A 22,830-nucleotide genomic window follows, 5' to 3' on the forward strand; every position below is an offset into this window, starting at 1 on the left:
ATATTATAAGAACAATCGACTGGGACCTCTTTTTGAGTGATTAAATTTCTTTACGCCGTGATTAGTCAAATCTTGAAACTTCTTGTATAATGAAAGAAGTTTAACACTTTTAAAAGGAGGCGCGTCTTATGGCCGATGAACTTACATCTTATTTATACGATCATTTTAAAATGACCTTAACCCCCTCTCAAAAAGACGCCGTGGAAGCTTTACATGGTCCAATCTGTGTGATTAGTTGTCCAGGTAGCGGGAAAACAACTGTTACAGTGATTCGCTTAGCAAATCTAATGGTTAAAGGAGGCGTTTCCCCTCAACAAATTTTGGCTCTAACCTTTTCAAAAGCCTCTGCGAAAGACATGAATGACCGATTTAAATCTCTATTTCCATCATTAGCAAATCACGTCAAATTCGCAACCATTCATAGTTTTGCTTTTCATATCATCCGACATTTTGAACAGATTAGTGGGACGCGATATGAATTTATTGATACCCCTAATCAAATGACACATAGTAAACGACAACTGCTTGCTTCTATTTATCTTGAGAAATCCGAGCGCTATTTAAGTGATGACGAGTATGAGATGATAACAGGGCAAATTAGTTTATTAAAAAACTTAATGATTGAACCCCATCAGACAAAGGAGATTAAAAAGTACGTCGAAAATGAAGTGGAATTATTTATTCAAGTTTATAAAGCTTATGAACAAAAAAAAGAAGCTAACTTTTTCCTTGATTATGACGATTTATTAACAACCGCCTATCAAATTTTAATTCATCAGGATGAGCTTCGTACCTTTTATCAACAACGCTATACCCACATTCAAATTGATGAAGCACAAGATACATCTAAAATTCAATACGAACTCATTAAATTAGTGGCGACTCCTAGAAACAACCTCTTTTTAGTCGGTGATGATGATCAAAGTATTTATGCCTTCCGCGGGGCTTACCCTAAGCAATTACTTGACTTTAAACAAACCTTCAAAGACGCACAAATTATTTATTTAACGGAAAATTTTCGTTCAAGCCAAAATATTGTTGAGATGTCATCAACCTTTATTAGTCACAATCATGATCGTTATCCAAAAGAAATTAAAACTCCCAATCCCCCTTCTTCTGTGCCGGTTCTTCATCATTTTCAAACTGAAAAAGAACAGTTTACATATTTAATTGAACAATTAAAAGCAATCGATGATTTAAATGAGGTCGCCATTTTATATCGTCAAAATGTTTCAGCGATTTCGTTGATTGAAATGCTTGAGCGTCACCAACTTCCATTTAAACTCCAAGAGGGGAAACTTACCTTCTTTACTCATCCGATTGTCAAAGATGTCGTCGCTTTCTTTCATCTCACACTAAATCCAAGAGATGCTGAAGCCTTTAAACGTATCGCTAAAATTCTATATTTGTCTGCTTCTGTCATTCAACAAACCTTAGCTCAAAGCGAAAGTCCTTATTTAGATTATTTGACACGTCAGGTCGCTTTCAAAACCGCCTTTCAGCGTGATAAAATCAGACAATTCAAATTAAATCTTCCAAAACTTAAAGACCTTCCTCCTAAACGAGGCATTCACTTTATCTTAGATACGCTCGATTATGAAAGCTATTTAACGAAACGAGGATTTATTAAAGACGAGAAAGAACGAGTTTATACCCAAGGTCTTGCCGTCATTGAAACATTAAAAAGTATTGCCTCAGAAACTGGTGACATTCATGAGTTTTTAAATCGCTTGTCCCATCTGTATCAGCTGAGTCATCAAAGTTCTCAGCAAATGATGCCTGCTATTAACTTATTAACCTTTCATGCATCTAAAGGTTTAGAATTTAATACCGTCTTCTTAGTCGATTGTATGGATGGAATTACCCCCTCATCAAGTGCCTTGAATCAGCATCTCTTACACGAGGAAGAAGAATTTGAAGAAGAACGCCGTCTCTTTTATGTCGCCATGACACGTGCTCGCCATCAGCTTCAAATTCTGAGCGTTGCCAATAAGCACAACATTCTTTTTAACCGTTCCGTTTTTGTAAAAGATGTTCATCAAATTCTTTATCCAAAGTCAGCAACTGAATCATTACCACAGCCTAAACGAACGGCTAGTGGACGCTCGATTTCAGAACTGAAATCCATGAACCTAACCACCTCTGTTGATTTAAAAGCTTATCAAATTGGAGTCTTGATTCATCATCAACGATTCGGTGATGGAACCATTATTGATTTAGACGGTGAAACAGCAACTATTCAATTTGAGCACGAACAAAAGCGAATCAGTTTAAGAATTACGGTTGAAAACGGGAATGTCTCGTTAAAATCATCATAAAAAAATGTCTATCCGATTATCGGATAGACATTTTTTTTAAACACGTCCAGCTTTAACATGCCCATGTTTTGCTTTTCCTTGAATCTCAGGAACAGGGGGCATATCATTTTTAGGATGTTTATTTTTTTTGTTGCTCTCTGTTCCATGTGGCTCACTTGGATCAGGACGTCGCATTCCTTTTTTAGCCATAATTATCACCTTTCTTTCGACAATATTATGAGCATTTCCCCATCTATCATACGTTATTTTAAACAGTGAAGTTTTACCTTTTATTTTTGTTTGCAATCCTGTTATATGTTATATATTTATATAAGGCTAAAAGGTTTTAACATAATTTCAACGGGAATCTTAACATAGAAAATAGTTTAATATCAGTTATTTTTAGATTTTTTGTTATAGATTACATATAGAAAAAATATGAATTATATTTCGCCATATATATTTACACTTTTTTCCGGTTTTTAAATTCTATTTAAATTATGATAAACATAGCAAAAAGAATGGGGAAATCTTAACGATTCATTCAATACTTTTGGAAGTTCAAATCATAAAAAGAGTCATTTTTTCACCAACGAAGTATATTCAAGGACCAAATAAATTAGTCTATTTAGTAACGATCTATCTGTCCACTACATCGAAGATGCTCAATTTCATTATTATTTATTTTTAAATAGTAATCTCCGGGATAGAGGGTGTAAGATAAAGTGTGTAAACTCTTAGAACAGTTACCATAATAAGTTAACTATTTCAAAGGAGTTTATTATTTATGACAAGAAAAGCTACGATGAACCAATTATTTAATCTCCTCCAAGATGAATACAACATTAAATCTGCTAGTGATATTGAAGCTGTTTTATTAGACATGTTTGGAGGCTTTATTGAACAAGCATTAGAAGCTGAATTAGATCAACATCTAGGATATAGCCGATATGATTTTCGTAATAAATCAACTTCAAATGCACGAAATGGACGTCAATCTAAAACCATTCAAACGCGTCTTGGTGAAACAACGATTCAGACTCCCAGAGATCGGCAAGGTTCATTTGAACCTCAAATCGTGCCTAAACGTCAAACCAATGTCATCGGAATTGAAGAAAAGATTCTATCGCTTTATGCTAAAGGTTTATCAACGCGTGATATTTCTAAAACATTAGCAGAGATTTATGGCTTTGAAACGTCACATGAAACGATCTCTGCTGTAACTGATAAAGTGATTCCACTGATTCAAGATTGGCAACAACGGCCTTTAGAGCCTGTTTATCCTATCATTTATTTAGATGCGCTTCATGTCAAAGTGCGTGATGGAATGAGTGCCTCAAACAAAGCAGTTTACTGTATCATAGGTGTGTCTTTAGATGGTCGCAAAGATGTTTTAAGCCTCTCTATCGGAGAAGCAGAAAGTGCCTCTTATTGGATGAGTTTATTAGATGAATTAAAGGCTCGTGGAGTGCAAGATATTTGTATTGCCTGTGTGGATGGTTTAAGTGGCTTTAAACAGGCCATTCAAGCTGTTTTTCCTCATGCCCTCGTTCAACGTTGTTTAGTTCATTTAATCCGACAATCAACGAAATTTGTTTCTTATCAAGATAGAAAATCATTCTGTTATGATTTAAAACAAATCTATCAAGCGATTAATCGATCAGTAGCAGAACAAGCCTTTGAGACCTTTAAAAATAAATGGAGTCCCCTGGTACCTTTAGCCGTTAGAGTGTGGGAAAATAACATCGAAGAAGTTTATCAACTCTTTAATTTTCCTAAAGAAATTCGAAAAATGATTTATACGACAAACGCCATTGAAAGCTACAATAGCCAATTAAGAAAAGTTCTAAAAGGAAAAGGAGCTTTTCCAAATGAAACATCGGTGATGAAATTAATCTATCTTCAAACCATGGAAGTTACTAAGAAGTGGCGACGTCAACTTTCAAATTGGAGTCAAATATTAAATCAATTATTAATCTTATACCCAGATCGTTTAACACCCTATCTATAATTTTTAAAAATTAGTTTACACACTTAACTTGACAGGCTCTCCGGGATAGTTACTAAGACAAGTTGCTGCTAAAAACGATACTATTCATTAGATGAATTTGATATGACACGACACGATGTTTATTATTATGTGATGCTTCTGCCGATTAATTAAGACAAGAAACTTAATATAAAAAAACTGAAGGGAGACGCATAACTCCCTTCAGTTTTTTAATTATTCATTGATTAATAAAAACTTTTTTAAATCTTCATCAACACTTGAGATACCACCAATTTCGAATGTTTCAACTAAGAAGTTGACGATATTTGGTGATAAGAATGCAGGTAATGTTGGCCCTAAGTGAATTTTTTTCACACCAAGTGATAATAACGCTAATAAAACAATCACTGCCTTTTGTTCATACCAAGCGATATTATAAACAATCGGTAAGTCATTAATATCTTCAAGTCCAAACGCTTCTTTTAATTTTAAGGCAATGACAGCTAATGAATATGAATCATTACATTGCCCTGCATCTAAAACACGTGGAATTCCATTGATATCTCCTAATTCTAATTTATTATAGCGATATTTGGCACATCCAGCCGTTAAAATCACAGAGTCATTCGGTAATGCTTGGGCAAAATCTGTATAGTATTGACGCTCTTTATGACGTCCATCACATCCTGCCATTACGACAAAGTGTTTAATCGCCCCACCTTTTACTGCTTCAATAATTGAATCTGCTAAACTTAAGACTTGATGATGAGCAAATCCACCCACTAATTGTCCCGCTTCAATCGCTGTTGGAGCTACACATTGTTTAGCTTGCTCAATCACAGCTGTGAAATCTTTTGTTCCATCTTCTAATACAGGAATCACTTTAAATCCTGGATATCCTGTATTTCCTGTTGTATACACACGATCCATATAAGTTGAATTAGAACGTGGTGGCACTAAACAGTTCGTTGTAAATACAATTGGTCCATTAAATGTTTCAAATTCTTTCATTTGTAAATGCCAAGCATTCCCATAGTTTCCTTTTAAATGCTCATACTTTTTAAGTTCAGGATAATAATGAGCTGGTAACATTTCACTATGTGTATAAATATCGATTCCTTGATCTTTTGTTTGTTCAAGTAATTGTTTTAAATCGTGTAAATCATGTCCTGTGATTAAAATTCCTGGACGTGTCCCTACTCCAATATTGACAGTTGAAATTTCTGGATTTCCAAATGTCGTTGTATTAGCTTCGTCTAATAATGCCATCGCCTGAACTCCAACTTCACCAAGTGCTAATGTCATTGGAACATATTGCTCAAGTGTTAATTCATCATTTACTAATGAAGCCATAAATTCATGGGCTGCACTAAATAAAGCTTCATTTTTATAGTTTAATTTTTCAGCATGCGATAAGTAAGCAGCTAATCCCTTTAATCCGAATAACATTAACTCACGAATCGAACGAATATCTTCATCTGCTGTTTGATGAATTGCTAAATGAAGTGCTTTGTGAATCATTTCTTCTTTTGTTTTCACGTCTAGTTCATAGATAGCTGCTGATGGTAAGACGATTCCTTTCTGTTGAAGTAATGCTTTATATTGTTCACGATAATTGATACTTGCTTGAATACGTGAGACAAATTCTTCTTCATCAAAGTTTGCATTTGTAATCGTTGCAAATAATCCTTCAATCACAAATAAATCAATTTCTTCAGTATTAATTTCTAATTTTTTGGCTTCCACCGCAAGTGATGATAATCCAATTAACGAGTAAATAAATGTATCCATTAAGGCACTTAATTCTGGTGATTTCCCACAAACACCAAAGACCGTACATCCGATCCCTTTTGCCGCTTCTTGACATTGATTACAGTTCATTTCCATAACTCTCACCTCTTAATCTAAATGACTGCTTCATTATAACGCCAGCTTTTTTAAAAAGATGTGAGGTACATCACATTCAGGGAAAAAATAAAAAAAAGTAGTTCGAATTTTCGAACTACTCTTCACCACTTAACCATTGACGATTGATTTTAAAGGTTTTCCCCTTGACTTCACATAATCCCTCTTCTTTTAGTTCCCCTAACAGGCGACTAAATGTTTCTCTGCGAATACTGAGTAAATCAGCAATCTCTTGTTTAGTTACAGGAATTTTTACAAAGACATCGTCTGAAGAAGACATATGGGCAGTAGCAAAACGTTGTAACCATTTTCTAAATCGCTCTTTCGCATCAATGAATACTTGGTCCGTTAATAATTGTTGAACCCCTTCTAATCGACGATTGAGTTGTTTAAACCATTCTCGCGTTGCTAATTCAGTCGATAAAATCCCCGCTTCTAACGCCTCACGTGGAACTTTAACCACAATCGTTTCTTCAACAGCCATGGCTGTAGCAGGATAACGGTGAGGAGGATTAAATAACGTACTTAAGGCAACAAACTGCCCACCTTGATATAGAGAAAAGATTTTTTCTTGTCCCATCGATGACGTCTTTAATATTTTTAATGTTCCTTCACGAACAAAATAAATCGAATGTGCGATCTCTTCTTGTCGAAATAAAGTTTCACCCTTTTTTAAAGTTATCGCTTGGGATACTCGCTCTAACTGTTGTAAATTGGTTGGATGAATATAGGCGAGTAAAGAATGTTGCTTCAGTTTTATCACCTCTTAATCAATTTCCTTTAAATCAGCTGGATAGACGAGCCCAATTTGAGAGCGAACTTCATCTAATACTCGCATGACTTCATACGAAAATTTAAATGAATTCACTGCTGATTCATGTTTTTGATTTAAAATGAGCTGAATAAATTCTTCGGCTTCATAAACCATATTGTGCTCCACTTGGGGTAATGTTATTTCTTCCACTTCACCATTTCGATAATGAATCGTAACCTGATCCATTTGGTTAATTCGATCAATGATAATACTTCCCTCTTCACCTTGGATTTCGGCTGGAAGAGATGAGTTTGAAATTTTGGAGTACATAACAGTCCCTTGCATTTGTGGATATTCAAAAATTACTGACCCTTCTCCATCAACACCAGATTCTAACAGATGAGCACTTGCTTTAATCGCTAAAGGAGCGCCAAATAACGCAATCATAGGAGCAATAGTATACACACCGATATCGACTAATGCACCATTCGATAACTCAGGATTGAAGGCATTTAAAACTGTTCCAGCGCGATAGGCATCATAGCGTGATGAATACTGACAAAAGCTTGCAAAGTAACGGCGCACGGTTCCAATCTTAGACAACTGTTCTTGAATCACTTTAAAGTTTGGCAGTAACGTTGTCTTCATCGCTTCCATCAACAAAACATGATTTGCTTTTGCAGCTGCAATCATAGCTTCAACCTCTTTTAAGTTTGATGCTAATGGCTTTTCACACAATACATGCTTTTGATAATTTAAACACATAATCGCTTGCTTCGCATGTAAGGCATTAGGAGACGCAATATACATGGCATCGACTACATCACTTCTTAAAAGCTCTTCAAGATCTGTGAATATATGTTTCACCCCATATTTGGCAGCGAACGCTTGACCACTTGCTTCTGTACGTGAATAAACGGCACTTAATTCAAAGGCTTCACAATGAGATGCTGCTTGAATAAATTGATCGGTAATAATGTTAGTTCCAATAATTCCAAATCTAACTTTTTGTTTCATACTTATTTCCTCCACCTCTTCCTCATCTCTATCTATAACCTATATTGATTACATCAGACTTAAAATCATAAAACACCCTAATAAAGACTGACTATAGAGGCAGTAAAATCTTTTTATGATGTACAAAAATCACGGCTTCTTACTTATTTAGCATAAAAAATAAAAGTCCCTCTGTCAAGTTGTTTGACAGGAGGGACTTTAAACTATTTCGTTGATTTCGTTAAAACGGTTGCCAGAATAAACGTGAAAATAGCTGGAATCATCCATCCAAGTCCTGCAGCATGAAGTGGTAAATATGTCATTAAGGCTGTTAGGCTTGAGATATTCATCATTGGCACTAGCGTTGTTAAAAGACTAACCACTAATGTGACATAAACCGTCCACGCGACCACGCGATCCGATTTCACCAAGCGTCCCATTAAAGTTAAGACGATTAAGACGATAACCAGTGGATAAATAACATCTAATGCCGGTCCAGCTAACGCTACAATAGAATCGACATCATTCGTTGCCATTAACACACTGATAACCGTTAAAATAATAGCATTGGCTACATAAGGCACACGCCCCTTAAAGAGCTTAGTAAAGAACTCTGCACTAGCACTTAATAAGGCAATTGCTGTCGTCAAACAAGCGAGTATGGCTGAAATACTTAAGAAGATAGTTCCGAATGATCCAAATACTTCTTTTACAATATACATGACTAATTGAGTACGGGTAAATGATACATGCTCAAGACCTGAAGTTTGTGCACCTAAATACATTAAACCACCATAGATGATGGCTAATCCTAAAACGGCAATCATTCCCGCCATCATAATCACTTTCGAGATATCCTTATGATCCTTATATCCTTTTGATTGTACTGAGGCTAAGACAATCGATCCAAAAATCATAGCTGCAATCGCATCCATCGTTTGATAGCCTTCTTTAAACGATGAAACAAACGTCCCTTCTATCCCAAGCGGAGCAATGTCACCAATTGGCATAAAGATTCCTTTTACAACAATCGAAATTAAGACGATTAATAAAACAGGGGTTAAAAATTTTCCAATTGCATCAACAATTGAGGTTGGTTTTAAAACAAAGAATAAGCAAACAGCAAAAAACACAACTGTTGTGATCAATGAATTAGCCGATGGGAATAACGTTACAATTCCTAATTCATACGTTGTTGAAGCCGTACGTGGAATAGCAATCACTGGACCAAGTGCTAAAATTAAGATGGCCGTTGACACCATCGCAAATCGTGGTCCAACACGAGAAGCTATTTTTTCAAACGATCCTTCGGCACGTGAACAGGCTAAAATCCCCAAAAGAGGAAGACCCACTCCTGTTAATAAAAATCCAAATAAGGCTGGGACGAATTGATCCCCTACTGAATTCCCTAAAAACGGTGGGAAAATTAAATTTCCTGCACCAAAAAACATGGCGAATAATGCAAACCCAATGACTATTGAGTCTTTAAATAACTTACTTGTCATACTTTCCTCCTAGTTGCTAATCTACGCTGTTCTGATCCATTTTTATTTAACAACACATCGTGATATAACGAACAAATTTCCCCTTCACAGCTTCGCATTGCTCCACAATTTCAAACCCTGCTTCTTTTAATTGTTCATCCATCTTTACTTGCGTCACAATAATTAATTGATCAGCAATGCGACGCGCCTCATTCATAATCATTTGTTGGATTTCCGGTGCAATGGGATTAAAATGTCCATATGGCAAATCAACGATTGCTAAATCATAATGTTCTTGAATCTCTTGAATATCTCCGATTTGAATCACATTTTCATAACCATAATGTTTTAAGTTCTCTTCCGCTTTCCATGCGACTTTAGGATTTAATTCATTCCCTACAATGTTTCCACCAACGGTTAACACTTCAAGCACGACCGTTCCTGCACCACAGCATGGATCAATGATTCGTTTCGTCAAATCACACCCTACTGCTAGATTGGCCACGGCACGTGAAACACGGACACTTAATGAAAATGAATAAGAATGCGGTTTATTTTCATGAGTGACCCATTCATTGGAATTAGGCTCTAACGTTCCAAAGAACCATTCCCCATTTAATTCCGTCAATCCAAGAAGTTGTTTAGGTTGATACATGTCCGCTTCTCCACCAATTAAAAAGCCAACACGTTTTAAACGTTCTAAACGTTCCTTATACTCTACCGTTTGCCCTTTAAATCGTAAGAATAGACACTTAAACGTTTCATAACTTAATGGATTCGCCTTTACTTGCTCATAAAGACCTTCATACGTTTCATGACGATATAAAATCGTTAAACGTTCTTTAATAAAGACACTACGAGAAGGATCAATATCAATTGGAGAAAAGAGATACTTATCCGTTAACTCTTGTCCAAATAAAACTTTCATTTCAAGCTTACATAACGATTCTTCACCTTCTGCATAATTAATTACATATAAATAACCTTGAATCGGTACTTCGTTTATCACCATTTAGTCGTCCTCTTCTTTTTAATCTCGTTGCATAAATGCTATGTTTCATTATAAAATACTCCCTTTGTAAATTGCAACAAAAAAAAACACGAAACGACATTCCCTTTTTCCGTTCCTAATCTCAAAAGGATTATCCCTTTTATATCATATCCTTTTATAGTAAAATAAAACGAAGTATTTTTTAAGGAGGACTTTTTTTATGATCCCACGATTAGTTCAAATAAGTTTTTTATTCTTATTCACCTTACTGGCTGGTTGTGAAGCTACATCTATCACTATTGAGTCAACGTCACCCCCTCTAGAAGTTCAACATCAACTTGAACAAGATTGGTTAAATGAATTTGATGCGGGCAATTATACCATAGAAAATCCTTATCTGTTAAAGGATCCTTATCAAAATTCGCCCCTTTCTTATTTACTAATGTTTAAGACAGAAGAAGAGGCCATCGTCAGCTATGAAGTGGTCGGTCACACCCCACAACTATCATTTACTTACACCTCCCCCAATCCAACAAAAGAGCACTTTCTTATTTTAACGGGACTCTATGCAAATGAAATGAATACGATTCACTTACAGGCTACCTTAGAAACGGGAGAAGTACTAACACATACGCTTCACCTTAAAACCGATCCTTTACCAAGTCAGGCCATCCATCCAAAGGTGACCCAGTTTAAAACGAATTCAGAGCAAACGAAACTTTATTTAGTATCGGATGATCACTATCACTATCTCATCGATGAAGCGGGAGACATTCGTTGGATTCAAAAAGCTTCATCCGGTTCCGTTACACCTCTAAAGGATGGTACGTTATTAACCTATGATGTCCCTGCTTTTTACTACTATCATCAAGCATTAATTGAGCGTAATTATTTAGGTCAGATTTTAAAACAAATGTATATTCCTGGCGCTGGTCATCATTCATTAGTTGAAACAGATGGTGGTGATTATTTAATCAATTCATCTGATAAATCAAATAACCGCTACATCGAAGATATCATCTATCTGCTCGACTCCAATACTGGAGATGTGTTAGAGACTATTAATTTGCGAGATTATCTCGATGTTTCCCGCTTTGAACAAACACTACCACAAGCCATTAAAGGGGATTACAATGATTGGTTCCATCTCAATTATGCCATGATAGATTCAAGTGACCAGTCGGTCATTGCTTCAGGGCGTTCACAAAGTATGGTCGTGAAAATCAATCCTGAGAAAAAAGAGATTAAATGGATTTTAGGAGCACCTGATGAGGTCAATGAAAGCTTACAACCTTATTTATTAACACCTGTGAATGAACCATTTTCTTGGCCATTTGCCCAACATTCTGCCAAAGTCTTACCCGACCTTGATCAAAATCCAGAAACAACGGATTTGATCCTTTTTGACAATCATGTCGATATCGGTGTTTTTCCTAGAAAATTGTATCCAGATTTAAATCAATATAGTCGTGCCGTCCACTATCGAATTCATGAATCTGATTTGACCATTGAACAACTTTGGTCATTTGGAGAAGAGTTGAACCCGCCTCTCTTTTCAAGCATTATTAGTGAAGTCGATTACTTGCCAATGAATGAGTCGATGCTTGTTTTATTTGGATTCATTCAACAAGGAAATCAAACAGGGGGGAAACTCTTTGAGGTCGATGCCCATGATGCGTCATCGATTGTATTTGAAATGGAACTTTTAGCTGAAGGTATTAATCATATCTATACGAGTGAAGCCTTAGACATGAATGATTTAAATTTAACAATCGAATTTACTCCAATCTCAAGTTTGAGTTCAGTTAATTTAAACGTTCAAAAAGAAACGCCGCTTTTACCTGAGTCATTCACTAAAAAAAGATTGGATTCATCACTTATTCAAACAATGACCTTAACTGATTCGGTGCTATTTTTCGATGCCTATCTCATGAAAGAGCAAATCACAGATGAATTAACACTGGTCCTAACGAATGTGAATGAAGAGCGCTATACTTATAGTATTTCTCCAACAGATTGCTTCTTGGTAACGAAGGATGATTCCGTTCCTCGCCTTCCTTCCGCTTATAAACGAGCACTGAAAAAAGGGAACCTTTATCGGGTGATCGATCGAACGGATTTAAGTCTATTACCCTCTGATACCTATACCGTCTCCTTTTTCACGAATCAAACCCTTTACGAAACCTCTTATAAACTTCATCTTCAACATTAAAAAAGTGGTGCTACTGAGTAGCACCACTTTTATGATTGAATTAACTTTGATTTTTTATGAAGCTCAGAATCAGATTCTTTATTAGAACTAAAAACTAATTTTAATAAAATCGGAGTCAGAATAGTGGTCACAACGACCATGATAACCACCGGTCCAAAAAAGGTTGCACCCATCAATCCTAACGCTGCTCCCTTACTGGCAACAATCAATGCGACTTCACCGCGCGAGATCATTCCAACTCCGATTTGTACACATTCTCGATTCGAATATTGACAAAGTTTAGCCCCTATCCCACAACCAATAATTTTAGATATAATAGCAATAATCACTAATATAACTGTAAATATTAATAATTCACTACTCATCTCACTTAAATCTACTTGAATTCCAATACTGGCAAAGAAAATGGGCGAAAGTAACATATAAGAAATCGTTTCAAATCGAGAATTAATATACTGAGCACATGGTGTATTCGATAAAATCAAGCCTGCAATAAAGGCTCCCGTTATGTCTGCAACACCAAAAAATTCTTCTGCACAAAATGAAAGTAACAAACAAAAAACAAAAGCAATAATCACAAAGCGTCTCATATCTTTTTGATAAGCTCTGACCCAATGATTATAAAACTGATAAAATAAAACGCCCGCACCAATCGCAAAAACAAAAAATAAGGCAACCTTGCCTAATACAAGGGCAATATTAACCGAATCATCCGCACAGCTTGTGACAATCGTCAAAGCTACAATTCCTAAAATATCATCAATAATCGCTGCTCCTAAAATGGCATTACCAGCACGTGTATTTAATTTTCCTAACTCTTTTAACGTTTCAACCGTAATACTAACAGAGGTCGCCGTTAAAATAACCCCAATAAAAATATTTTGTAATAAATGACTAACCTCTTCTGGTGAACTTTCTTGATTAAAAATAGAAGCAATGCCCAGTCCCCCGACTAAAGGAACTAATACTCCAAGTAATGCAATAATAAATGATGCTTTTCCTGTCTTTTTTAACTCTGTTAGATCTGTTTCAAGTCCCGCTGTGAACATCAAGACAATGACACCTAGTTCCGCAACTTGCTTGATAAAATCTGTTTCGTGTAACACATTTAACATCGCAGGCCCTAATACTAGCCCTGCTAATAAGGCTCCAACCACTTGTGGCATCGAAAACTTTTTCGTTACTAAACCAAAAACTTTTGTACTCAACAGAATTAATGCCATATCAAATAAATACTTATATGATAGCATACCCACTCATCTCCATTACTTAGATTTTACTCATTTTCCCTATTGAATTTTGATTGACTTCGTCTTTTCTAATCAAACTTTCCCCCTTTATATCCGAATGGTTATTAACCCTAGTAATATAACATGTCGTTCACGTAAATTCGCTCACGATTTGTCGAAACATCGATTAAAATCGTGAATACGCCTTCATTTATATCCATCAAAAAAGCATGATCTGGTTATGATCATGCTTTTCGTTTATTTAACTAAGCGATTATATAATTCAACAATCTGTGCTTCTAACTGTGCTAAAACAGCAATTGATGTAAACTGAACACGACTCGTATAAGCCTCGCTCTTAGCCGGCGTATCAAAGACTAATCCTAAAGCTTCAACCTCAGCTTGAGATAAATAAGTTAGAACATAATGTTTACGTCCGGTTAATTTCAAACGCATCATCACACGACTCTTTAAATAAATCGTTAAATACTTTCCAACCGTCTTGAAAGATAGGTTCTCGACCTCACAATGATTCATTCTTAAAATCATTTTAATAGTCTCAAATACCTGTTCCTCTAAAGAAAGTGTCTGCTGGGCCGATTCTTCTTGAACATCGTCTAATTTTTCTGCTTCTGTCTCTTCTTGAGTTTCTTCTACTTCAGTCACTTCTGTTTCTTCTTGAGTTTCTTCTAATTCAGTCGCTTCTGTTTCTTCTTGAGTTTCTTCTAATTTAGTCGCTTCTGTTTCTTCTTGAGTTTCTTCTAATTCAGTCGCTTCTGTTTCTTCTTGAATTTCTTCTAATTCAGTCACTTCTACGTCCTCAATTTGACTAGACTCATTGATGACCACTATTTCTTCGATTTGTGTTAATTGCTGTCCTTCTTCTACTAAAGCTTCAAGTGCTGCTTCAACCTCAGCAACTGAGACATCTTTACTTAACATCAACTCTTCATTTTCTGCTAAAGACCTTCCTTCTTTAAAGTCTTTCTCAGGATTAATCATCGGAACAGTATTGACGTATAATGATTTAAACTCATCCATTTTACCTAAGCCAATTCGGATTCCTAAAACAGACAGGAAACTAATAATTAAACAAGCTGTACTAATAAATGCAGACGATAACGTCAAGAAAAAGCCGATGACACTACTAATTAAAATGACTAAAAAACAAACCGTCATTTTTCGGAACCATGTATATTTTTGGCTCCATTTATCAACTTCACTTAACAATGAATTCACCTCTTATCAAATTACAAATGGCACATATGCCTTTCTCTTCTAAATATATCGTATTTTTACATATTTTCATATACAATTTTCTCATAAATCGACAAAAAATATAACTTTTAGCTCAATTAGAAATGAATAACTAGATAATATAGGATAATACTGGTTTGTAATCCTTTTTATTAGAAATAAAAAAGATAGAAGGTTTTCTCCTTCTATCCAAATGGTTATAATCCAATAATAACTCCAACCAGAGCTCCAGCTGCAATAAAGAGAATTGGATGTTTATTAATTTTATTCGTAATAACGTATAAAACAATAAATAAAAGAGCTGCTTTGAAATCTAAAAAATCCGCCCAATGATGCGTCACATTAAATTTATCAAGTGTTAAAACTGAAATCTTAAACACACCAAATCCCGCAACAGCAATTAGTCCGGTAACAGCTGGTCGTAAGGCATAAAACACAGATTGTACAGCTTTACTCTCTTTAAATTTATTTAAAACATGGGCCACAATAATAATGATAATAACGGATGGCATAACTAATCCAATGGTTGCAATTAATCCACCTAAAATTCCACCCGCATTAAAGCCAGCATAAGTTGCCATATTAATCCCAATTGGACCAGGTGTTGATTGAGAAACGGCAATCATGTTTCCAAGCATCGCTTCATCAAACCAAGTATATTTTTCTGCTAGTTCATATAAGAAAGGTAAGGTCGCAAGTCCGCCACCGACGGCAAATAATCCAATCTTAAAAAATTCCAAAAATAAAATGAAATACGTCATTATGCTCTCTCTCCCTTTCTCCCTTTGACTAACAATCCCACGATAGCGGCTGAAATCACAATAAATACCGGTGAGATATTCGTTAAGATTCCAATGGCAATCGTAACTAGTACGATTCCTAGACACACTTTATCAATAACAGATCCTTTCCATAACTTAATCACCGCATTTAAAACAAGCACACAAACAGCCACACGAATTCCATTAAAAGCATGTTGAACTATCTCAAATTCTGCAAACGTCTGTAAAAAAGCAGCTAAAATCATAATAATCACTAAAGATGGAAACACAACACCTGCTGTTGCAACAATCGCCCCCAAAATTCCATGATGTTTATAACCAATAAAAGTGGCTGTATTAACAGCGATGACACCTGGCGTACATTGTCCAACAGCATAGTAATCCATCACTTCTTCTTCAGTCGCCCACTTTTTCGTTTCTACCACTTCTTTTTGTAACATTGGTAACATGGCATAACCACCACCAAATGTTAAACCACCAATGCGACAAAATGTCCAAAACAAATCGATATAATCGTTCATAAATGAACCTCCCAAAAATAATTTCATTCAATATTATATCTCAAATTTTATATTTTAAAAGAAATTTTAACCATTCCTTGTGGATAAAATAGTTTTCAATAAAAAAAGAGGACTTTTAAAAGTCCTCCCTAATACTTATTAATTAAGCAATACGATCCATCACTGGAACGATTTGTTTTTTACGAGAAACAACACCTTCAAGTAAAGCTGTGTTTTCTGTTAATTCAACATTAAATGCTTTTTCAACGATATCCGTACGTTCACCTAATGCGATTACTTGTGAATTACTATTTAAGATATCTGTGATGACAGCGACGAATAAGTTTAATCCTTTTTCTGCAATAATGGCTTGCATTTGCTCTTCTAACTCAGCTTTACGAGTCATCATATCTTCAATGCTAACCACGTTGATTTGTGCAATTTCAACCGTTGATGATCCCATTGGGAATACTTTAGCATCAATCCCTAATAATTGACCTGCTGTTAAATCAGAAAGATCAGTTCCTGCTTTTAACATTTCTAATCCGTAAGTCTCAACATCTAATCCTGCGATTTGCGCTAACTCACGGCACGCTTTTTCATCTTGTGGTGTACAAGTTGGTGATTTGAATAATAATGAGTCTGAAATGATCGCACTTGCCATTAATCCTGCGATTTTAGGCTCGATTTCGATTCCATTTTCTTTATACATTTTATATAAAATTGTTCCTGTACATCCAACTGGCTCTGCACGATAGAATAATGGTTCAGATGTTTGGAAGTTTGCAATACGGTGATGATCAACAACCATTTTGATTGTTGCTTTTTCAATTCCGTTTGCACTTTGGTTAAATTCGTTGTGGTCCACTAAAATAACTTCATCATTTTCAGTAACTTCTTCAATTAACGTTGGAGCTTCCACTTGGAAATGATTTAAAATGTATTGAGTTTCTTTATTAACATCACCTAAACGGCAAGCTTTCACGTCCATACCTAATTTTGTTTGTAAGTCAGTCATGACTAAAGTAGATGTAATTGAATCCGTATCTGGATTTTTATGTCCGAATACTAATGTAGCCATTGATTCATTCCTCCTTCTGAATTTTCACTTCTCTTATTTTACACTATATTGCTAAAAAACTCATCGCCTTTTACTCCAAATTTACAATTTTTCAATCATATTTTACCTCAAATCGGTTTAGACTACTAAGAGAATGAATAAAGGAGGCGTTTTATGGAAACGACTTGGAGCTTAAAAGAATTATATGAATCATTTGAAAGTGAAGACTTCTTAAATGACTTAAATACCGTTGATGACCTCATCAAGCGCTATGAAACGTATGCACAATCTCTATCTAATATAGATAAAAATGAAGTCAAAAAGCTAGAAGAGTATCTAGAATTTCAAATTGAAATGGCCAGCTTATTTCAACGACTCTTCTCATTTTGTTCCTTAACTTTAAGCACTAATACAAGTGATGAAAAAGCATTAAAATACTCAGATATTTTAAATGAAAAAAGTAGTGCTTTAGCTTCAAGTGAAGCAAAAGTTAATCATTGGATTGGGTCTTTAAAAAATATCGATTCCTTTTTATCTCAATCAGAGGCATTAAAAGACCATTCCTTTTTATTCCATGAGATTCAACAATTCAGCGCTCATTTATTAAGTGATAAAGAAGAAGCTATTGTGGCTAAATTACAAAATACAGGTTCCATTGCGTGGTCAAAGTTAAAAGATATGTTGACATCTAAGCTCATGGTTGATGTCCCGCTCCAGGATGAGGTTAAATCCATGCCACTCACCATGGCACGAAATCTCGCACACGATAAAAATCCTGATATCCGTAAAGCGGCGTATGAAGCTGAATTAAAAGCCTATGAAAAAGTGGATGATAGTTTAGCTGCTTGTTTGAGCAACATTAAAGGCGAAGTCATTACATTATGTAAATGGCGTGGCTATGAATCTGCCCTTGAAGAAACACTTTTAAAATCTCGCATCACAAAAAAAACATTAGATGCGATGCTCGCTGCCATCGTAGAAGCCCTACCTCATTTTCGTGACTTTCTAAAAACAAAAGCAAAATGTCTAGGTCATAAAAACGGTCTTCCATTTTATGATTTATTTGCTCCACTTGGAACTCACACTCAAACCTTTGACTATGAACAAGGAACACAATATGTTCTAAAATTATTTAAAACCTTTTCTGACGAACTGGCTGAGTATGCCAAAGAGGCGATGGAAGGGGCTTGGATTGATGTTTATCCCAAACAAGGAAAAGTAGGTGGTGCCTTCTGCTCAAACTTACACATCATTAAACAAAGTCGTTTCTTATTAAATTATGGCGATCAATTTAGTGATGTCATTACGATGGCTCATGAGCTCGGACACGGATTTCATGGCTATTGCTTAAATGAAGAAAGTATCTTAAACTCTGGTTATCCTATGCCTTTAGCTGAAACAGCGTCAACCTTCTGTGAAACCATCGTTAAAAAGGCTGCGATTAAAGGTGGTGACGAGGAACAAGCGTTTGCTGTTTTAGAACAAGAATTAACAGACGCCACTCAAATCATCGTCGACATTTATAGCCGTTATTTATTTGAAACTGAACTCTTCAAACGCCGAGAAGAAAGTTCAGTTGGGGTTAAAGAATTAAATGAGATGATGATTAAAGCTCAAAAAGAATCCTATGGTGATGGCCTTGATCCCAATTATTTACACCCTTATATGTGGGCATGTAAACCTCACTATTACGATGCTTCTTCTAACTTCTATAACTTTCCTTATGCCTTTGGGTTATTATTTGCAAAAGGTCTATATGCCAAATATGAAGAACAGGGCGAAGACTTCCCTAAAGCTTATAAAAACCTTTTGGCAGTAACGGGTAAACTATCGGCTAAAGAAGTCGCTCAAACAATGGATATTGATATTGAAGATCAAGCCTTTTGGAAAAAATCACTCGATTTAATCATCGAAGATATTGAATATTTTAAACAATTAGCTCAAAAACGATTTTAATTAAGTCTATTCAACAGCAACCACGATGAGTTGCTGTTTTTTATTCGCTAAATCAGTGAAACTCCCTCCCACTAAATTGAGATGAACCTATCAGCAACCTTAAAATAATTAATAGAAAAAATGGTTTTTATTGCCTTTTTTCTCTTTATCATCCATAATAAGTGGTAAATGAATTTTAATTTCAAAGGAGAATCATTATGAAAAGTTATAACTTTTATAAATGGAGAATTTGGATTATTTTAACCTTTTCATTTGTCCTTTCTCTCTTCCATCGCGGATCCATGGGTGTCATTTCATCCCCTATGAGTGCGGACTTAAATGCAACTGCTACACAAGTTAGTAATATTGCCTCGGTAACCTTTTATACATATGCTTTAATGCAAATTCCTGCTGGATTGTTACTAGATCTTTACGGATATCGTAAAATAAGTGGTTTGGGTGTCTTACTAACAGGAATCGGATCAATTTTACTCGGAATAACTCCATCCATATCTCTCGCGTATATGGGACGACTACTTGTTGGACTTGGAACGTCCGTTATTTTTATTTCTGTCTTAAAAGCCCAAAGTATTTGGTTTAACCAGCGTGAATTTACGCGTGCTTCAGGACTCCTTTCATTTATTGGGAATATGGGGGGGATGCTTGCTACATTTCCACTTGCCATTTTAGTGGCTTACATGGGGTGGCGTGGTTCAATGACTTGGATGGGATTCCTTTGTGTCATTATCTCACTGTTAATCTTTATCTATGTTAAAAATCATCCTAACGATTATGGATTCGAAGCAAAAGGAAAAACAGGTATTTCACAAAAGATTAATTTGAAACAAGCATTGAAAACGGTCCTCTTAAATCGTTCCATTTGGCGTAATTTCTTTGCCCTGTTCACATTAGTCGGTTGTACGACTGCTTTTTCTGGTGTTTGGGGGGTCAACTATTTATCAACTGTCTATCACCTAACTGAAACAAAAGCTTCATTTTATATTTCCTTTATTCTTATTGGGTTAATTGTTGGTTCATTATGTATTAATAAAATTCTAAGCTGGTTTAAATATCAAATCTCACTTTGCCAGCGCATTGCTTCGACTCTAATGACACTTTGTTGGATCTACTTTTTAATCATAGCCAATGGACAACCACCTCTTTCCATCCTACCGATTTTACTATTTATGATAGGATTTTTCGCCACCGCACACATCCTATCCTTTACTGATATTACAAATTACTGTACACCTGATAACAATGGGCTGGCTAGCAGTTTTATTAATGCTGGGGAGTTTATCGCAAGCTCACTCATCACCTTATTAATTGGTACTTTTCTTGATTTAACTTATGTCGGAAGCAGCACAGACGCTGTCCGTTACTACAGTGCTAGTCAATATAAACTATGTTTCTTTATTTTCCTATTTATTTCAGCTTTAGGGATTTTAACTAGTTTTATTAGTTGTAAACAAGAACAGGAAAAATCCTCCTCAACGCTGACAACCACTCATTAATAAAATAAAAACCAGAGATCGAATCTCTGGTTTTTATTTTATATCGCTTCTTCTAGCCATTGATGAATTTCTTCATAAACGATGTTTTTTTCTTTTTCATTTAAAATTTCATGACGCATTTTCTGATATAATTTATAATTAATATCAACTAATCCAGCGTCTTTCATAACTTCATAAGCTTTGATAACCATTTGACCATATCCACCAACGGGATCATCTTCACCTGATAATAATAAAACAGGCAAATCATATGGCATTTTTTTTATATTCTTCTCATTTGTTATATACAATAAGCCAGTAAATAAATCTTCAAATCCTGCAGTAGTAAAAACAAACCCACAACTTGAATCAGCACAAAATTGTTTCACTATACTTTCATCATAACAAATCCAATCACTTGGCGTTTTAGCATTTTCAATGTGTTGATTAAAGGTTCCATATGATAATCGGTGAAGCAAAGGACTACGATATCTTGAACCTTTGATACGTTTGATTATTTTAGCAGCTATTTTTCCTGCGACTAATTGATATTTTGGTTCATGTGCCGTTCCAGTTAAAATCAAGCCATTAATCGTCTCTCCATAATCAATCGCATAATGTCTTGCTAAAAATGATCCCATACTATGACCTAACATAACAATTGGTAAATCTGGATGTTTGGCATGAATTAAATCATTAATCGATTTTAAATCATCCACCATTTTACTCCATCCGTTAGTTTCACCAAAATATCCATAATCATCTGCACTCTTCACAGATGCTCCATGTCCACGATGATCATTCGCATAAACAACATAGCCTTGGCTGATTAAATAAGCAATAAACTGCTCGTAACGCATCGTATGTTCACAAGAACCATGAACTAATTGAATCACTCCACGTGTTCGAATTTCTGCTTGTGGCTCATAGACATAAAGTTCTATGTCATAACCATCTACCATTTGAACTTTCAAGAATGTGGCCCCCTTCATATTACATATGTATACTGTACCATAATTTCAAAGGGAAGCCAACTCTTTCACTAGACTGGGCCATTGTTTTTTAATCTTTTATACTGTTTTCTCATCAATTATTCGAAATCCGTTTCATTTCCTACAACAATTTGATAAGGAACAAACTTCCCGTCTTGATACGTTAAATAAACTTCAACAATACCTAAATTATCTACCGTTGCAATTCCAACAATTCGTTGTGAGGCTACTAAGCTATAAGCATCTTGTCCCCTTGGAGTCATAATTGGATATAATCCACCTAACGGCAACACATCTCCTCTTAAATTTTCTTTAACTTTTCCTTCAGGAGTATAGTACTTATCTAATAGCTCTTTATCTTTTGTTGAAAGATCCAGTTTATAGGTTTGATTAATGGTGTTATTTTTAACGATGACTCCATAGTTATTCGTAAAACTAATACTCCAATCATATAAATCATTCAAATCATTATAATCGAGTAACTGGACTGGCTTTTTATCTTTAAAACTATAAATGTAATAATAATGAATATTTCCACTTCCACCAGAACTAATTGAGACATAAATATCATTAATATCGTCTTGATTAAAATCACCTAAAAAAAGTGTACTACCATAACCACCATTTAAATCAAGAGTTTTTTCCGTGACTTCGCTCGTCACACCATCAACGACAAAAATTGTAATATCCTCTTGGTAAATCGCATCTGAACTTTTTTTATTTCCTGCAAGATAAATAAAGTCATCCACTTGATCTCCTGTCACATCCGCTATTTTACGATCAAAAATATAAGGAGCATCAACCTCGACGGCTAATTCAATCTGAGGAGGAATATAAGCTTCTAAAAACATCTCAACAATCTCCTTTCCAATCTAAACTAACCTTAGTATGAGTGATTAACGGGAATCTATGAATTTTTTTGTATATATTAACAATTTAATTTTATGATTATT

General features: G+C 35.2%; 18 protein-coding genes. 5 read left to right on the forward strand and 13 right to left on the reverse strand.

Going from position 1 to position 22,830, the window contains the following annotated elements; translation table 11 throughout:
* The first annotated feature begins 128 nt into the window (after window positions 1-128).
* Entirely contained in the window at window positions 129-2,318 is a 2,190-nt protein-coding gene (locus tag J0J69_RS03285) for an ATP-dependent helicase (RefSeq protein WP_212726225.1), read from the forward strand.
* 36 nt (window positions 2,319-2,354) lie between these two features.
* On the opposite strand, the gene J0J69_RS03290 is transcribed toward J0J69_RS03285, so the two are convergent.
* Window positions 2,355-2,507 (reverse strand): hypothetical protein, encoded by a 153-nt coding sequence (locus tag J0J69_RS03290; RefSeq protein ID WP_172676248.1) that lies wholly within the window; start codon window positions 2,505-2,507, stop codon window positions 2,355-2,357.
* A 577-nt stretch (window positions 2,508-3,084) separates the two neighbouring features.
* Between J0J69_RS03290 and J0J69_RS03295 the strand changes: the two genes are divergently transcribed.
* Window positions 3,085-4,308 carry an IS256 family transposase gene (locus J0J69_RS03295; RefSeq protein ID WP_070104378.1) on the forward strand — a complete coding sequence of 408 codons (1,224 nt, stop codon included), beginning with the start codon at window positions 3,085-3,087 and terminating at the stop codon, window positions 4,306-4,308.
* Between the two features lie 213 nt (window positions 4,309-4,521).
* Here the strand turns inward: J0J69_RS03295 and hcp are convergent, their stop codons facing one another.
* The 5 genes from hcp to J0J69_RS03320 form a co-directional block, all read right to left on the reverse strand.
* The gene (gene hcp / locus J0J69_RS03300) at window positions 4,522-6,174 is read right to left on the reverse strand and encodes a hydroxylamine reductase (protein ID WP_212725867.1); all 1,653 of its coding nucleotides are present in this window, start codon (window positions 6,172-6,174) and stop codon (window positions 4,522-4,524) included.
* A gap of 115 nt (window positions 6,175-6,289) precedes the next feature.
* The gene (locus tag J0J69_RS03305) at window positions 6,290-6,955 is read right to left on the reverse strand and encodes a Crp/Fnr family transcriptional regulator (protein WP_256637926.1); all 666 of its coding nucleotides are present in this window, start codon (window positions 6,953-6,955) and stop codon (window positions 6,290-6,292) included.
* A 3-nt stretch (window positions 6,956-6,958) separates the two neighbouring features.
* Complete coding sequence (locus J0J69_RS03310; RefSeq protein ID WP_212725866.1) at window positions 6,959-7,963, reverse strand: Gfo/Idh/MocA family protein; 1,005 nt, start codon at window positions 7,961-7,963, stop codon at window positions 6,959-6,961.
* 203 nt (window positions 7,964-8,166) lie between these two features.
* Window positions 8,167-9,447 (reverse strand): branched-chain amino acid transport system II carrier protein, encoded by a 1,281-nt coding sequence (brnQ, locus tag J0J69_RS03315; protein ID WP_212725865.1) that lies wholly within the window; start codon window positions 9,445-9,447, stop codon window positions 8,167-8,169.
* Window positions 9,448-9,493: 46 nt separating this feature from the next.
* A complete protein-coding gene (locus J0J69_RS03320; RefSeq protein ID WP_070099766.1) occupies window positions 9,494-10,438 on the reverse strand; it encodes a TRM11 family SAM-dependent methyltransferase in 945 nt (314 codons plus the stop codon).
* Between the two features lie 199 nt (window positions 10,439-10,637).
* On the opposite strand from J0J69_RS03320, the gene J0J69_RS03325 reads away from it, so the two are divergent.
* Window positions 10,638-12,629 carry an aryl-sulfate sulfotransferase gene (locus J0J69_RS03325; RefSeq protein ID WP_212725864.1) on the forward strand — a complete coding sequence of 664 codons (1,992 nt, stop codon included), beginning with the start codon at window positions 10,638-10,640 and terminating at the stop codon, window positions 12,627-12,629.
* 29 nt (window positions 12,630-12,658) lie between these two features.
* On the opposite strand, the gene J0J69_RS03330 is transcribed toward J0J69_RS03325, so the two are convergent.
* The 5 genes from J0J69_RS03330 to J0J69_RS03350 form a co-directional block, all read right to left on the reverse strand.
* Window positions 12,659-13,879: a cation:proton antiporter gene (locus tag J0J69_RS03330; RefSeq protein WP_055274972.1), complete on the reverse strand. Its 1,221-nt coding sequence runs from the start codon at window positions 13,877-13,879 to the stop codon at window positions 12,659-12,661.
* Between the two features lie 237 nt (window positions 13,880-14,116).
* Complete coding sequence (locus tag J0J69_RS03335; protein ID WP_212725863.1) at window positions 14,117-15,088, reverse strand: hypothetical protein; 972 nt, start codon at window positions 15,086-15,088, stop codon at window positions 14,117-14,119.
* Window positions 15,089-15,312: 224 nt separating this feature from the next.
* On the reverse strand, window positions 15,313-15,876 hold the full coding sequence (locus tag J0J69_RS03340; protein WP_055304619.1) for a chromate transporter: 564 nt from the start codon (window positions 15,874-15,876) through the stop codon (window positions 15,313-15,315).
* Window positions 15,876-16,418, reverse strand: a complete 543-nt coding sequence (locus J0J69_RS03345; RefSeq protein WP_055274967.1) for a chromate transporter — start codon at window positions 16,416-16,418, stop codon at window positions 15,876-15,878. The genes J0J69_RS03340 and J0J69_RS03345 overlap by 1 nt, the downstream gene beginning before the upstream one ends.
* A 142-nt stretch (window positions 16,419-16,560) precedes the next feature.
* Window positions 16,561-17,478, reverse strand: coding sequence for a manganese-dependent inorganic pyrophosphatase (locus J0J69_RS03350; RefSeq protein ID WP_055241402.1), 918 nt, complete (start codon window positions 17,476-17,478; stop codon window positions 16,561-16,563).
* Between the two features lie 153 nt (window positions 17,479-17,631).
* Between J0J69_RS03350 and J0J69_RS03355 the strand changes: the two genes are divergently transcribed.
* Both J0J69_RS03355 and J0J69_RS03360 read left to right on the forward strand, forming a co-directional pair.
* Window positions 17,632-19,413 carry a M3 family oligoendopeptidase gene (locus J0J69_RS03355; protein ID WP_055241404.1) on the forward strand — a complete coding sequence of 594 codons (1,782 nt, stop codon included), beginning with the start codon at window positions 17,632-17,634 and terminating at the stop codon, window positions 19,411-19,413.
* A 197-nt stretch (window positions 19,414-19,610) separates the two neighbouring features.
* Window positions 19,611-20,906 (forward strand): MFS transporter, encoded by a 1,296-nt coding sequence (locus J0J69_RS03360; protein ID WP_212725862.1) that lies wholly within the window; start codon window positions 19,611-19,613, stop codon window positions 20,904-20,906.
* A 38-nt stretch (window positions 20,907-20,944) separates the two neighbouring features.
* Here J0J69_RS03360 and J0J69_RS03365 read toward each other — a convergent pair whose 3' ends face one another.
* Together J0J69_RS03365 and J0J69_RS03370 are read right to left on the reverse strand one after the other, a co-directional pair.
* Window positions 20,945-21,859: an alpha/beta fold hydrolase gene (locus tag J0J69_RS03365; protein WP_055274963.1), complete on the reverse strand. Its 915-nt coding sequence runs from the start codon at window positions 21,857-21,859 to the stop codon at window positions 20,945-20,947.
* A 116-nt stretch (window positions 21,860-21,975) separates the two neighbouring features.
* On the reverse strand, window positions 21,976-22,728 hold the full coding sequence (locus tag J0J69_RS03370) for a YybI family spore inner coat protein (protein ID WP_055274962.1): 753 nt from the start codon (window positions 22,726-22,728) through the stop codon (window positions 21,976-21,978).
* Window positions 22,729-22,830 lie beyond the last annotated feature (102 nt).

The sequence above is a fragment of the Turicibacter bilis genome (assembly GCF_024499055.1).
Classification (GTDB): Bacteria; Bacillota_I; Bacilli_A; order MOL361; family Turicibacteraceae; genus Turicibacter; species Turicibacter bilis.

What these genes read in the sequence shown, in the direction of transcription:
- J0J69_RS03285 (WP_212726225.1), top strand. Translation starts at nt 129, where the DNA reads ATGGCCGATGAACTTACATCTTATTTATACGATCATTTTAAAATGACC.
- J0J69_RS03330 (WP_055274972.1), bottom strand. Translation starts at nt 13,879, where the DNA reads ATGCTATCATATAAGTATTTATTTGATATGGCATTAATTCTGTTGAGT.
- J0J69_RS03290 (WP_172676248.1), bottom strand. Translation starts at nt 2,507, where the DNA reads ATGGCTAAAAAAGGAATGCGACGTCCTGATCCAAGTGAGCCACATGGA.
- J0J69_RS03310 (WP_212725866.1), bottom strand. Translation starts at nt 7,963, where the DNA reads ATGAAACAAAAAGTTAGATTTGGAATTATTGGAACTAACATTATTACC.
- hcp (WP_212725867.1), bottom strand. Translation starts at nt 6,174, where the DNA reads ATGGAAATGAACTGTAATCAATGTCAAGAAGCGGCAAAAGGGATCGGA.
- J0J69_RS03320 (WP_070099766.1), bottom strand. Translation starts at nt 10,438, where the DNA reads ATGGTGATAAACGAAGTACCGATTCAAGGTTATTTATATGTAATTAAT.
- J0J69_RS03325 (WP_212725864.1), top strand. Translation starts at nt 10,638, where the DNA reads ATGATCCCACGATTAGTTCAAATAAGTTTTTTATTCTTATTCACCTTA.
- J0J69_RS03295 (WP_070104378.1), top strand. Translation starts at nt 3,085, where the DNA reads ATGACAAGAAAAGCTACGATGAACCAATTATTTAATCTCCTCCAAGAT.
- J0J69_RS03355 (WP_055241404.1), top strand. Translation starts at nt 17,632, where the DNA reads ATGGAAACGACTTGGAGCTTAAAAGAATTATATGAATCATTTGAAAGT.
- brnQ (WP_212725865.1), bottom strand. Translation starts at nt 9,447, where the DNA reads ATGACAAGTAAGTTATTTAAAGACTCAATAGTCATTGGGTTTGCATTA.
- J0J69_RS03340 (WP_055304619.1), bottom strand. Translation starts at nt 15,876, where the DNA reads ATGACGTATTTCATTTTATTTTTGGAATTTTTTAAGATTGGATTATTT.
- J0J69_RS03345 (WP_055274967.1), bottom strand. Translation starts at nt 16,418, where the DNA reads ATGAACGATTATATCGATTTGTTTTGGACATTTTGTCGCATTGGTGGT.
- J0J69_RS03360 (WP_212725862.1), top strand. Translation starts at nt 19,611, where the DNA reads ATGAAAAGTTATAACTTTTATAAATGGAGAATTTGGATTATTTTAACC.
- J0J69_RS03370 (WP_055274962.1), bottom strand. Translation starts at nt 22,728, where the DNA reads ATGTTTTTAGAAGCTTATATTCCTCCTCAGATTGAATTAGCCGTCGAG.
- J0J69_RS03350 (WP_055241402.1), bottom strand. Translation starts at nt 17,478, where the DNA reads ATGGCTACATTAGTATTCGGACATAAAAATCCAGATACGGATTCAATT.